We start from the raw sequence: 13,742 nt of genomic DNA on the forward strand, positions 1-13,742 counted from the left end.
TAGCCCACATTGAGATGCAATCGTCAAACGACAGCGATATGTTGGGGCGTATGTATCTCTATTCCGGGTTCATATACAATCAGTACAAGAAGTTACCGTTACAGATTGTCTTGTATATCGGTAATAAGCCGTTAAACATGAAAAGCAGTATGAAGTTTAAACGAATAAAGTATTCCTACGAATTGATAGACGCCCGTACTCTTGATGGCAACCAACTCATTGACAGTGATGACCCTGATGATATTATATTGGCTATTCTGTGCAGGTTCGACGATGCCGATGTTACGATAAAGAGGATTCTTGCTAAACTCTACCGGTTACAACCCAGAAAAAGGGAGAATTATATAAGGAAATTTCTATATCTTGCCGGATTAAGAAATCTGGCCGCCAAGGTAAAACAGGAGGTACTGAACATGCCGATAACAATTGATTTGGATGAATACGAGTTCTTTAAGGATATATTTACAAAGGGTGAACTCAAAGGAAGACAGGAAGGCATTTTGGAAGGCGAACTCAAAGGGATAGAAGGGATGCTTGAAATCAAGTATGGTCCGGAGGGACTGGAGCTTATGGATATGCTCAGGGGCATTGATAAGGTCGATAGACTTGATGAATTCAGGGCGCTTATCAAGAGGTCCACGTCGGTAGCCCAGTTGAGATTGTACCTGCAGGGTAATGCTTGAACTTGCCGTTGAACAACGTCTGCCGCAGCTACAGGTTTAAATACGATTCTGCGATGATCGTAAAGAATGTGAAGAAGGAGGTTTTTTTATGCGGTTGAGAGATTATTTTCAGCCTGATATGCCAGGATATTCCAGTTTTGGCGCAGGTCTTGCTATATATATATATATATATTAACGCACCTTCAGCAACATTAACACCCCCTAGTTTTTTTCTTTTCCACGGTATTTTTGCGTTTAATTGGACTATCACTTATCAACGTCATTGTTGTATCTTGTCCGGCCTTTTTCATCAACGAAGTAGCAATCAAAGGGCACTCACGCATTTTGCGTGCAAATTAAACACAGTTCGGAGGTACTTTAAGATGAGGTTTAGTAACACAGGTTTAAAGAAAGTAGTTGGGGCTAACGTAGCGCTTGTTGCGTTGCTGTTTTTGACGTTGTCGGCATACGCGGGGTCGGTGCCAAACGTGTTCACGTCGGGGACGGTTGCCAAGTCCAGTGAGGTCAACGCCAACTTTAGCTATCTGGGGGAGAGGTGCTGGGATAAGTCGGGGAGTAATTTGTTTTACAGCGGTGGGAATGTTGGGGTTGGAACAAGTAGTCCAGGCGCAGCATTTGAAGTTGGCGGAGTGGTTAGAATACATACAGAAGCAGGCCATTCTGACACAACCCGTTTGTTAGAATTACTACCCCAAGATAGTTCTACTAATGAAGGAGGTCAATTGCTTTTTAAGGGTGTATCGAATAATGCTGACTGGACAATTGATACTATTAATGGTTATTTACGTATTTTTGAACCGTATCCATCTAGAGAGTTGGATAAAATTAGGAATGGAATACTGATTTATGTTCAAGAAGCAATAGGAGGGACCATTCCAGCTAAAGTTATTGCCATTGCCAATAATGGTAACTTAGGCATCGGCACAATGACCCCATCCTATCCCATCCACATGGGCAGCGGTGCCTACGTAACCACAGGCGGTGTATGGACTAACGCCTCAAGCCGCGAGTACAAGAAAGACATCCAGAGCCTTACATCCGAAGACGCTATGCTTGCGTTTAACAAACTTGAGCCGGTTTCCTTCAAGTACAAGACCGACGACGAACACCACATCGGCTTCATCGCAGAGGACGTCCCAGACATCGTGGCCACACAGGATCGCAAGGGCCTAAGCCCGATGGACATGGTCGCAATACTGACCAAGGTCGTACAGGAACAGCAGAAGACTATCGCTGAATTATCGGACAGGGTGAAGTCGCTTGAACATCAAACCAAGTGACATAATGGAGACGACAGGATGAGAAGAATTGTCTTAACACTAATGATAATGCTGATGGCGTCATCGACATGGGCAATCAGCACGTGGGACGGCATGACGTGGGATGCGGGCTATTGGGACGTTTCACCGACAGCAACACCAACGCCGACTCCGACTCCCACACCAACGCCCACAGTGACACCTACGCCCACACCAACGGCTACAGCAACGCCGACGGCAACACCAACTGCAACACCCATCCCAACCACAACTCCAACGCCGGTAACGCTGACGGTCACAAAACAGGGTACCGGGGATGGCGCTATAACAACATCAACGGGCAGCCTCAACTGGAGCGGCAACACCGGTACCGCCCTGTATGCTCTTAACACACAGGTGATAGTCACTGCGGTGGCGGACAACGCCTCAATGTTTAACGGCTGGACTGGATGCGACGTAAACATCGGTAATCAGTGTACGGTAAACATGACGGCAACAAGAAGCATTACCGCCGAGTTTAACGGTGTATGCAAGAAGACGAAGAAGGATTTTGACGGCGACGGCAAGACCGACATCCTCTGGCAGAGCAAGGACACCGGTGACGTCTACGCGTGGCTCATGGACGGTGTCAAGATACAGGGAAGCAGCGGCTTTGTGGCCAAGGGGATACCGTCTCAGTGGCAGATCAGGTCAATCGCCGACTACGATGGCGACGGCAGGAGCGACGTACACCTCCAGGACGTTGATACCGGCAAGATATACGTCTGGTTGATGGACGGCATAAAGATCAAGGGCGGCGATTTCGTTAAGCCCAAGGGCGGTGCCGATCAGTCAGCGGGTGTGTCAGTGTTCGGTTTCGGCGCTGATACCTGGCGCGTGAAGTCGGTCGGAGACTACAACGGCGACGGCATGAACGACATGCTCTGGCAGGATGGTTCAACCGGCGACGTCTACATCTGGTTCATGGACGGCACGACGATTAACTCCGGAGGCTATGCCGATCAGGGTGTCCCAAGCGACTGGAGCATTTACTAACACACGGGGAGAGAAAGAAGGGGAGCGGTTTACGGCAGGGGCGGATGCGACAGTTGAGCCAGGGGTGGCTCGCCCCTTGACCGAACGATATCATGACCTGTATAATCTATGCTTTAGGATATATAGGAAATGGAATATAATTTATGAAACATAGGATTGAGAATAATGGGGTCAAGGTGGCTGGCCCCCTTGCAGGGAGTTCTAAAGGGGGGCGGATGGGGTGGGGCATCCCGGCCACAAAACGCCCCTTTCTTTCTTTTCTTTTTCTCTTGCTTTTGCTCTTGTCCTCAGCGGGCCAGATGTGGGCGCTGCCTGGTGCCTACGAGCACCTCAAAGGCGGCAAGACCGCCCTGGACAACAGGGACTACGCCGGGGCGATCAAGCAGTTGAGCCTGTTCCTGGAAACGCCTGTGCTCTTGGAGGACTATGCGCTGTTGTGGCGGGCAAAGGGGTATACCGGTGCAGGACAACCTGAGGCGGCCCTCAAGGACATCCTGCACCTCAAGGAATCCTATCCCAATTCCCCGCTGTACAAGGACACCCTGATGATGGAAATTAGCACGCAGAGACAGCTCAACCCTGAGCGGGCATTGTCGCTGTCCGAACTCTACCTCAAAAAACACCCCGACGACAACAGGATCAGGTTTTCGTATGCCAACATGCTAACGGAAGACGGCAAGGAGACCGAGGCCCAGGCGCAGTTTAAACGGATATGCCTCAGCGCAGGATATGCCTCCGAGGAATCGTGTGACAAGATCAACGCCGGCAAGTTTGATCTTGGCGATCTGGTTACGCGGGCAAAAAACCTTATGAAAAAACACCACTACTCCGAGGCCGAAGCGCTGCTAAGACGCGCCCTTGAAAAGTCTCCCGGGACGCTCAGGGAGCAGATACTCAATGACATCGCCATATCGCTCTTCAGACAGAAGAGTTACAATGAGTCTGCCGAGCTGTTCCACAAGCTAGGCAATGCCTACTATGAGGCACGCAGCCTGTACCGTTCCGGTCAGTTTGCCAGGTTCAACGCAAAGGTCGATACCCTGGATGCCAACAAGGACGAAAAATCCGCCGAACTCGTACTCATAAAGGGACTGTACTACCGGCGTCAGGGCAACACGGCCAAGGCGCTGAAGATATTTGACTCCCTCAAGGAAAACCGATTCCTGAAGGAAGAGAGCCTGTGGCACATTGCCTGGGCACACTACCTCACGGGTGACTATGAAGAGGCCGTCGAGGGCTTTAAGTTGCTGTATAACAACTACGGAGATCAGCGATACCTCTACTGGATGGCTCGTACGCTTGAGCTGATGAATAAAGATGCCACGGAGCTGTATGAAAAGCTTACCAGAAAAGGCGATTACTACAGTCTGTTGGCCTATTACAAGCTGGGTCGGCAGCCTGAGCTTATAGAGCTGGTGGAGATCAAGCACACGGTTAGATTAAATGGCAATCCAGCCACCGGCAAGGAGCACGAGGAGTTGAGGCGTCTGGCGGTCCTCCTTGATCTCAACATCGAGGATGCCATCAGGAACGAAAGCCTCCACATTATACGAAATGCCACCAGTTACGACAACGATATGATGCTTGAGGCCGGCATGATGCTAAATGAGGCCCACATGTATCGTCACTCCGTGCTGTTGGCGGGCAAACTTCCATACAGCCGTAAGGTGCACAGACTCCTCTACCCGTATGCCTACAGGGACATCGTGGATGAGGCCTCGCGGCGCAACTCAATAAATCCGCTGCTGATACTGTCGCTGATGCGTGAGGAGAGCCGATTTCAGGACGATGCCTTTTCTCCGGCGGGGGCCATAGGGTTGATGCAGTTGATGCCTTCCACGGCGGCCAAGTACAGCGCCAGGCCAGGAGCGTCCTGGAGCGGTAAAGAAATAGGTGAGCGGATTGCCGACAAACGCGACATCTTTAACGTGAGGAAGAACATCCTCATTGGCAGCTACTATCTCGCGCAGTTGGTGGGTGATTCCGGTTGTGTGCCAATAGCGCTTGCTTCCTACAATGCCGGGGAGGCTGCGGTTGATAAGTGGCTCAAAGACGGCAAGTACAAGAATATAGACGAGTTCGTCGAAGACATCCCCTACGACGAAACCAAAAACTACGTAAAGCGCGTCCTCAAGACGTACTTTCAATACACCAAAGCCGCCAATCCCGACAACGCCGCTGTAAGTTTCGTGCTCAACTGCTCACTTACAAGGTGAAGGCAGGAAGAAGGGGGCGTTTTGTGGCCGGGGCGGGTGCGAGCCGCACTGGCATAAAAGGGGCCAGCCCCCTTGATCCCATAAAAACACCACGTCTGTTGTATTTAATCCGAGCGATGAGACCACACCAGACTGGAGTGCTACCTAATTTTTTTATCTTGACAATCCTATCACTTTATTGTATCCTAACTCAAGTATTTAGTAAAGCAATGTATATGCCATTGTTAAGTTTTATTTTTCGAAAACTCGAGAAAATGGATTCTCGCTTTTGTGAGAATAACAATAAATGGCGTAGTTCTATGTCATTTCTGCGTAAGCAGGAATCCAGAAAGTTCAAAACGATATATAAAGATTAAAGGGGCATTAACATGAAGATAAAAAGATTCAGGGACTGGTCACTGTTTTGGAAGGGTATAAGTATATCAATAGCAACGTTGCTGATCGTATTGATTGCTATTGTGTTCTATTTCATACCGCTTATGAAAAAAAACATGGTTGATGAAAAACTCAACTCCCTCAGGAATCTAACAGACATCGCCTACGCCCTCATGGTTGAGTACAACGAACGTGCCAATAAGGGCGAATTTACTCAGGAGGAGGCGCAAAACAGGGCAAAGGCACGTATCCGCAACATCAGGTATATGGAGAAAGAATACTTTTGGATAAACGACATGCAGCCAAAGATGATCATGCACCCCATCAAGCCCGAACTCGACGGCAAGGACCTCTCCGACAACAAGGACCCAAACGGCAAGCGTCTGTTCATTGAGTTTGTCAAGGTTTGTAAGAAGGATGGCGCAGGATATGTCAACTACATGTGGTCTAAGCCTGGGTCGCAAAAGCCGGTGCCAAAGCTGTCGTACGTTAGGCTGTTTAAGCCCTGGGACTGGATCGTCGGGACAGGCGTTTACATTGACAACATAGACAGACAGATGAATGCACTGAAGATACAGATATTTATTGGCACGCTTGTATGTTTTGGAATTATAATCGGGCTTTCCCTGTTTATTGCGCGTATTAACACGCTACCCATTGTCAGGGGCATGGAGACCATGAGGCAAGTCTCAGACGGTGACCTTACCATTGACATAGCGGTTGACAGCACGGATGAGATCGGTCACCTGCTGCTTGCCATCAGTGAGATGGTCCATAGGCTCAGGGATATGATAGCTACGATCAAGATATCAGCCGATGGCATAGCAACCTCCAGTGAGGAGTTAAGCGCCAACTCAAGGCAGATATCCGGGGGGATTTCCGAGCAGGCAGGCAGAGCGGCTCAGATCGCCACGGCATCGACAGAGATGTCGCAGACGGCATCGGATATTGCCCAGAACACATCATTTATATCAGAGTCGGTAGTAACCACGGCAAAGGTTGCCTCCGAGGGTGCAGCCATCGTGCATCAATCCGTTGACATGGTCCGGGCAATTGCCGGTACCGTACAGGAGTCTTCTCAGTTTGTGACCTCCCTGGGTGAGCGATCAATGAAGATAGGTGATATCATAAGCGTCATCAATGATATCGCAGACCAGACAAACCTGCTTGCCCTCAACGCCGCCATAGAGGCCGCAAGGGCAGGGGAACAGGGCAGGGGCTTTGCAGTGGTGGCCGATGAGGTGAGAAAGCTCGCCGAACGCACATCCAAGGCCACATCCGAAATAAGCGAAATGATCGGAAGTATACAAAAAGAGGTCAAGGCCACGGTCAACTCCATGAACGAAGTCACGGAAAAGGTCAATACGGGAGTAACTCACGTTACCAAGGCAGGAGACTCACTAAGGGATATCGTCCAGAACGTCGATAACCTCCAGGGACTTGTCCAGAGCATAGCCACTGCCACTGAGGAGATGTCATCGGTGTCAGATACCATACAGAAGGACATTGAGGCCGTGGCAAATATCTCCAATGAGGCATCGGCAGGGTCAGGGCAGATTGCACAGTCTGCCGCAGACCTGGCACAGTTATCTATAGACCTCCAGCAGATCATAGCCCATTTTAAGGTCTAAAACGCAGTGGAGATGTCAGGCCTCATACCGTCAAAAGACGCTATTGTCAATGTCATAGAGCCGGGGAACAGGGAGCTTCCTGTCGTATCCGTAGCGGTTGTAAAGATGCTGAGGATGGCCAACCAGGATGACGTCCCCATTGCAGACCTGGTCAGACTGGTAGAGACAGAACCCACTATTGCATCGAGGATTCTCAAGCTGGTCAACTCACCTGCATACAGGATAAGGCACAGCATAACCGATATCAGGGAAGCTGTTGAGGTGCTTGGTGTGTCGACTGTCTGGTCGCTGGCATTAGAGATATCCCTGTATGAGCAGTTCTTTACGGGTAGTATACGGCCTCGTTTTGATCGTATATTTTTCTGGCAACACTGCTTGTCGGTGGCGTGTCTGAGCAGGGCTATAGCGCAGGAGGTCGGATATCGAAACCACAACGAGGCCTATATCTCCGGCTTACTTCACGACCTGGGCAAGATAATAATAGAGACGTCCGGACATATCACCTATTCTGATTTCATGGACAATCTCCCAACGATAAACGGGCTACTTATCGAGGAAGAGGTCAAGTTTGTCGGCATGGGGCATGACGAAGTTGGGGCGTTCTTTTCGCAGCTTTGGGGGTTTCCGGAGTTTGTCACGTTGGTGATAAGGTACCACCATCAACGCTTTGAGCACCTCAACCTTGACCAGGACAACTCGCTCCTGGTGTCCATTGTATCACTAGCAAACCTCATCGCCTGGACCCAGGGCATAGGCTCCGTAAATATCGTAAGACACCCAATCCTCCAACCGGAATCCCTCAAGGCCATAGACATAGGCAAGCTCAACCTGCACCACCTCGTTGACAGACTTGATATAGAATTGAGGCATCTTGCCCAGTTCTACAACTTCAGTTTCCCGACGATTGACAAGTTTCGTGAAAACCTCCTGCGGGCAAACATCGCCCTCAGCAAGAAACACACGCAGTACTTCTATCTCATACCCTCAACGGAGGACATTTCACAAGTACCCGATATCTCAAAGAGCCTGACCGCCCCACACAGCAGCCTTGATAGTGCAACGATAATCGATGTCACCCTCAAGGCAATCCAGGCAGACTTCCACTACGACCGCCTCTATCTGATGAATATCGACGAGGTTACACGGAGTCTGAAGGTCAAGGCACTCCATGAGACAGCCCCTGGGGGTAGTCTGGAGGTCGGTTTTTGCATTGTACTTACGCCATACATGGAGGGGTTCATCGAATGTCTGAGGAAAAAGAGGCCGCTTATCATCCACGGTTCAACCATCCAGGAGTGTCGCCTGCTCAATAAGATGGGGATCAAGGAGATGGGCATCGTTGCGTTGACAAACAACAACCAGATACTGGGCATCATCGGTGTTGACAACATAGTGTCGAGGGCATCCATACACCAGCACGACCTCTCGTATGTCGGCATGGTTGCAAATGAGCTTGGCATGGCCCTTGAACACGCAAGCATATTTGAGAAGTACAAGGTCAGGGCAACCATAGATGCCCTCACCCGCGTACACAACCGCGGCTCGCTGGACGAGCTGCTTGCCACCAGTTTCAGCCAAGCCAGGCAACACAACACGACTCTTGCCGTTGCCATGATAGACATCGACCACTTCAAACGCTTCAACGATTCCTTTGGCCACCAGGTCGGGGACAGTGTGCTGAAACTCATAGCCTCAACAATAGTCAAGCTCTCAAGACCGGGGGATTACGTAGGACGTTATGGCGGTGAGGAGTTCGTTGTCATCTTAAACGGCACCGGTTTTGACAATGCAACGTTCTATGCCGAGCGGTTGCGCAAGGAAGTCGAAAAACTTGGCAGAACATTATTAAAACGTTTCCGGGGGCATTTGCTTACGATCAGCGTCGGCGTCGCAGTTTGTGATCCCTCGATAAAGGATGTCAACGAACTGGTAAGAAAGGCCGACAATGCCCTCTACGCAGCGAAGAGTCAGGGAAGAAACCGCATCATCGGCCTTTGAAAAACGCCTGTTGAGGTAAATTTTTTGTTTGCGTGCTGAGACAGAGTTAGCCGACCGGCAAGAGCCAGTTATGTCAAACGCACTGACATTTTGTGTCATACATGACAGAATATGGCGCTCTGAAACGCTCCTGCGCAGTCGTATAGAGGCATGTATGGAGGACTTGCCTCTGGCATGATAACTGCAACATTATAGGCATAACGAGTTTCAAATTGATATCTGAATACAGATAAACTAACGACTGGTTTTTAACCGTCGAAAAAAAACGTACCAACGTAAGTAGGAGGATTGACATGTTTAAGGTAGTGTCAGAGATGAGCAAGAGGGACGAAAGAGGTTTTACCCTGATCGAGTTATTGATCGTTATAGCGATTATCGGCATATTGACCGCTATAGCAGTGCCGGCGTTCTTGGGGCAGAGAGAGAAAGCAAAGGTGAGAGCAGTTGAGTCAGGAGCAAAGGGAGCCGTATCAGACCTGCAGGGATATCTGGATTCCTATGTGGCAGGAGACCCGTACATAATTGTAACCAGCACGGCAGGCGCACAAGGTTGCGTAGAAGCCACAAATGGTACGGCAACAGGCAAGACCTGTCAGGCAATGTACAACCAGGCCAGCACAAGCACATACACCGCATTCCCGGGCGGTATCACGGATATACTTAACGACTTTGTAAACCACCACACATACAAGGGCGACAAGAGCCCGTTTACAGGAGCATCACTGTTTGTCACAACCCACACCACAGAGGGTGAGGTATTTGTAACCCCAAGTGGTACACGTGCGGTCAACATCACTGCATACGCCACGGATACCACCTCTCCGATCTTCAGCCAGGTGGTTACAACAAGGTAAGCCTTTCTCCAACAAGGACGTCATAGTCCTATAGTAATGAAATCAGAGCAGGCAGGGGCATACGTACCCCCTGCCTGCTTTTTTGGTTTGCTGGCTGACACAGAGTTCAGTTGCCAGGCGAGATGCAGCCAAGCCAAACGCACTGACATTTTGTGTCACACATGACAGAATATGGCGCTCTGAGTTGGCCATACACCGGCATAAACGGGCATATTTTCATAGTCGCATCTGGCACGATTACTGCAATACTTATAGACATAACGAGTTTCAGTTGATATCTGAATACAGATAAACTAACGACTGGTTTTTAACCGTCGAAAAAAACGTACCAACGTAATTAGGAGGATTGACATGTTTAAGGTAGTGTCAGAGATGAGCAAGAGGGACGAAAGAGGTTTTACCCTGATCGAGTTATTGATCGTTATAGCGATTATCGGTATATTGACCGCTATAGCAGTGCCGGCGTTCTTGGGGCAGAGAGAGAAAGCAAAGGTGAGAGCAGTTGAGTCAGGAGCAAAGGGAGCCGTATCAGACCTGCAGGGATATCTGGATTCCTATGTAGCAGGAGACCCATATATAATCGTAACCAGCACGGCAGGCGCACAGGGTTGCGTAGAAGCCACAAATGGTACGGCAACAGGCAAGACCTGTCAGGCAATGTACAACCAGGCCAGCACAAGCACATACACCGCATTCCCGGGCGGTATCACGGATATACTTAATGACTTTGTAAACCACCACACATACAAGGGCGACAAGAGCCCGTTTACAGGAGCATCACTGTTTGTCACAACCCACACCACAGAGGGTGAGGTATTTGTAACCCCAAGTGGTACACGTGCGGTCAACATCACTGCATACGCCACGGATACCACCTCCCCGATCTTCAGCCAGGTGGTTACAACCAGATAAGCGATTCTCTCCAACAAGGATAACTTAAAGGGCATAAGGGGCAGCAATGCCCCTTTTTGCTTCTCTGTACCAAACGAGGCATTCTAAACATAAAAGGGATTTGAACGTGGAAACAGTCAACGATTATATAAAGAGAAACTATGTGCTCATGTCTATGACAGGGGTAATGGTGTTTATTTGCACGTTTTTGCTCTATCTGCCGACATTATATAATGCCCCCGTGTGGGATGACCTGCATGTAATTAATACTTACACCCTGATTGATAAAAACAACCCTTATGATTTTTTGTTCAATAGTTATCTGTACTATCGTCCGCTCGTTTATATCTCCATGCTCGCAGACCACCGCATATGGGGAACAAACCCCTTTGGCTACCACCTGACTAATTGCCTGATACACAGTACCAATGCATTGCTGCTCTTTGTATCACTTGTGTATTTCTTGCAAATCCCCCTGCCGTCAAGTACAAACAATACAGCGGACAAGGCGATGTTGCTCATGCCGCTGCTGTCATCCCTGCTCTTTGCATCTCACCCCATTAACACGGAGGCGGTGGCATGGATATCGGGCAGGACAGACCTGCTGGCAACAACGTTTTTCTTGCCGGCCCTGCTGTCGTTTATGGTCTACGAAAGAGACAGGCAGACAAAGGCCCTGATTGTCTGTGCCGTATTTTTCTTTTTTTCGCTGATGTCAAAGGAAAACGGTATCTCCTTTGCCATCGTGGCCGTTATTTACGCACTGATGACACGGATGAACAAAAGGCACATAATAATGGCCATTGGTGTGTTGTCAACCGTAGTCTGTTTGTACTTTGTCCTGAGAAAGGGTGGTGGTCTCAGGGATGTCTTGCTGAAACCAGGCTCCAGGGGCGCCTTTCTGTCCTCAGACGTATCGGCGGGAGGGCTTATACACACCGTTGTCTATGGATGTGCATTTTATGTCGAAAAACTGCTCCTGCCCATCAATCTGACTCTTATGCCAAAGATTCCGGCCAATCCCGTCTATATACCCGTTTTCTTGCTACCGGTTGTCTGTGGCGTAATCTTGGCCGTAAGGGGTTTTAAGACGGAACTATTTTACCTGTTGTGGGTGGCAGTGACACTGATGCCATCGCTGACTATAATGTTTTCGCAGGTGGCAAACCCCCTGGGGGAACGCTACCTGTATCTGCCCTCGGCAGGCTTTGCCTCTCTGGCTGTATTTGCAGGGTATAAGCTCCTTGGCAGCAAAACCCTTATCGTCGCTGTGACCATACTCCTGATGACATTTTCATATATGACCCACGACAGACTCAAGGTCTGGAAAAATGACCTGGCGCTATGGCAGGATACTGTAGAGAAAACCCCCGACTCCGTAGTCGCCCACACAAACTACGCCATAGCACTACTGCAGGAAAAAAATCTCAAGGCAGCCGAAGACGAACTCACCATCGCCATGAAACTCCCCACCAAGAGCCAGGAACAAACCTCTATCATCCTCAACACCCTTGCAACACTCCATATGAAGAGAAATGACTACGTAAAGGCCCAAGCACTACTGCACTCTGCCATCGCCGAAGACCCCAATAATCTCAATGCATACAACAACCTCGGCTACCTCTACATGCGCCAATCCGAACTCAACGCAGACGACAAACCGGCACTGCTGCTAAAGGCAACAGCCCTCTTTGAAAAGGCCCTCAGCGTCTCCCCAACCCTGATACACACCCGCTTTAACCTTGCCCTGTGCTACCTCGAACTGAATAAACTCGAGCAGGCCGAGGCCGCCTTCTCTGCCGTGATAGACAGCGAGCCGGGAGGGGAACTATCAAAAAATGCCATCAATTTCCTGCGCCTTACCATAATGCGCAAAGAGGAAAAACTAAAAACCAACAGATTGTTAAGGTAACATAAATTATGTTAGGATCAATCATTGATAGAAAAAAAGGAGGCAATTTATGGAGAAAGCGAGATTTGAAATCTCTGATACACTAAAAGACAAAGGATTCACCCTGGTGGAGGTACTGGTAACGTTGGTAATAATGTCTATACTTGCTGCCGTGGCCATACCGACCTATCTGGGACAGCGGGATAAAGCAAGAAGGGCTGAGGCAAAGGAAAACCTTGAGGCTATCAGGTTGCATCTTGAGCAGTACTTTAATGAAAACGGCTGTTACTACCGGACAGGGGGACCACCAACAGTATGCACGAATGCAACGATTTCCGGTGTTACAGCCATACAGGCATTTCTGCCGGGCTTTAAGCCGGGTAACACGGCGGCGTTGAACTTTGTCTACTCCATCACCACCACCGGTACGGCCACTGCTTATGTAGCCGGTGCCGTTGATAAAGCCGTCTCAACCTCTGTCTCATCAGGGGCAACATGCGCCAGTAGCGAGCTGAAGATAGATAACAACAACAACAGGTGCGGCTTTTAATGCAAAGGATAATATTGTGACAATTGAAACCGAACAAGAAGAGGACGGACGCTGGATTGCAGAGGTGCCCGACATTGCCGGTGCACTTGCCTATGGAGATACTCGCAATGAGGCCATTGTACATGTAAAGGTACTAGCGTTACGAATAATGGCAGATCGCCTGGAAGAAATGGAAGTTGTTCCAGAGATGGATGAACTATTTTCAGTAACAGCGTGAGCACATGGCCAACTGTAAAAGCAAAACAGGTATTGGCCGCACTGTTGAGGATTATAGCTCATTTGGGTTGCATACGATACAAAAAAAGAAAGGGGCGGCTCCGCTTCTTTTTCGCTCCAGGTCGCACCTGGCCCCTTCAGAA

11 protein-coding genes are annotated in these 13,742 nt (G+C 49.4%); all 11 read left to right on the plus strand.

Translation table 11 applies throughout. The features are described 5' to 3' along the window. Nucleotides 1-683: RpnC/YadD family protein (locus Mcas_RS18520; RefSeq protein WP_040335758.1), on the plus strand; the 683-nt coding region annotated here is incomplete at its 5' end. Nucleotides 684-1,498: 815 nt separating this feature from the next. Beyond that, nucleotides 1,499-1,963 (plus strand): tail fiber domain-containing protein, encoded by a 465-nt coding sequence (locus Mcas_RS18525; RefSeq protein WP_162176319.1) that lies wholly within the window; start codon nt 1,499-1,501, stop codon nt 1,961-1,963. 18 nt (nt 1,964-1,981) lie between these two features. Further along, nucleotides 1,982-2,977: an FG-GAP repeat domain-containing protein gene (locus Mcas_RS18255; protein WP_156033341.1), complete on the plus strand. Its 996-nt coding sequence runs from the start codon at nt 1,982-1,984 to the stop codon at nt 2,975-2,977. A 299-nt stretch (nt 2,978-3,276) separates the two neighbouring features. Beyond that, nucleotides 3,277-5,193 carry a lytic transglycosylase domain-containing protein gene (locus tag Mcas_RS11840; protein WP_162176320.1) on the plus strand — a complete coding sequence of 639 codons (1,917 nt, stop codon included), beginning with the start codon at nt 3,277-3,279 and terminating at the stop codon, nt 5,191-5,193. A gap of 368 nt (nt 5,194-5,561) precedes the next feature. Next, nucleotides 5,562-7,199 (plus strand): methyl-accepting chemotaxis protein, encoded by a 1,638-nt coding sequence (locus Mcas_RS11850; protein ID WP_040335763.1) that lies wholly within the window; start codon nt 5,562-5,564, stop codon nt 7,197-7,199. A 12-nt stretch (nt 7,200-7,211) separates the two neighbouring features. Next, on the plus strand, nt 7,212-9,197 hold the full coding sequence (locus Mcas_RS11855) for a diguanylate cyclase (protein WP_040335786.1): 1,986 nt from the start codon (nt 7,212-7,214) through the stop codon (nt 9,195-9,197). 293 nt (nt 9,198-9,490) lie between these two features. Further along, nucleotides 9,491-10,051, plus strand: coding sequence for a type II secretion system protein (locus tag Mcas_RS19030; protein ID WP_040335764.1), 561 nt, complete (start codon nt 9,491-9,493; stop codon nt 10,049-10,051). 351 nt (nt 10,052-10,402) lie between these two features. Next, complete coding sequence (locus tag Mcas_RS19035; RefSeq protein ID WP_040335764.1) at nt 10,403-10,963, plus strand: type II secretion system protein; 561 nt, start codon at nt 10,403-10,405, stop codon at nt 10,961-10,963. 106 nt (nt 10,964-11,069) lie between these two features. Continuing rightward, complete coding sequence (locus Mcas_RS11870) at nt 11,070-12,854, plus strand: tetratricopeptide repeat protein (RefSeq protein ID WP_040335765.1); 1,785 nt, start codon at nt 11,070-11,072, stop codon at nt 12,852-12,854. Nucleotides 12,855-12,903: 49 nt separating this feature from the next. Continuing rightward, complete coding sequence (locus Mcas_RS16910; protein ID WP_052567324.1) at nt 12,904-13,383, plus strand: type IV pilin protein; 480 nt, start codon at nt 12,904-12,906, stop codon at nt 13,381-13,383. 16 nt (nt 13,384-13,399) lie between these two features. Beyond that, nucleotides 13,400-13,600, plus strand: coding sequence for a type II toxin-antitoxin system HicB family antitoxin (locus tag Mcas_RS11880; RefSeq protein WP_200873692.1), 201 nt, complete (start codon nt 13,400-13,402; stop codon nt 13,598-13,600). The last annotated feature ends 142 nt before the right edge of the window (nt 13,601-13,742 follow it).

Source organism: Candidatus Magnetobacterium casense (assembly GCF_000714715.1).
GTDB classification, from domain to species: domain Bacteria; phylum Nitrospirota; class Thermodesulfovibrionia; order Thermodesulfovibrionales; family Magnetobacteriaceae; genus Magnetobacterium; species Magnetobacterium casense.

Bases quoted from the DNA above. Each gene is read 5' to 3' on its own strand.
- Mcas_RS11855 (WP_040335786.1), top strand. From the start codon at position 7,212: ATGTCAGGCCTCATACCGTCAAAAGACGCTATTGTCAATGTCATAGAG.
- Mcas_RS19035 (WP_040335764.1), top strand. From the start codon at position 10,403: ATGTTTAAGGTAGTGTCAGAGATGAGCAAGAGGGACGAAAGAGGTTTT.
- Mcas_RS18255 (WP_156033341.1), top strand. From the start codon at position 1,982: ATGAGAAGAATTGTCTTAACACTAATGATAATGCTGATGGCGTCATCG.
- Mcas_RS16910 (WP_052567324.1), top strand. From the start codon at position 12,904: ATGGAGAAAGCGAGATTTGAAATCTCTGATACACTAAAAGACAAAGGA.
- Mcas_RS11840 (WP_162176320.1), top strand. From the start codon at position 3,277: ATGTGGGCGCTGCCTGGTGCCTACGAGCACCTCAAAGGCGGCAAGACC.
- Mcas_RS11850 (WP_040335763.1), top strand. From the start codon at position 5,562: ATGAAGATAAAAAGATTCAGGGACTGGTCACTGTTTTGGAAGGGTATA.
- Mcas_RS19030 (WP_040335764.1), top strand. From the start codon at position 9,491: ATGTTTAAGGTAGTGTCAGAGATGAGCAAGAGGGACGAAAGAGGTTTT.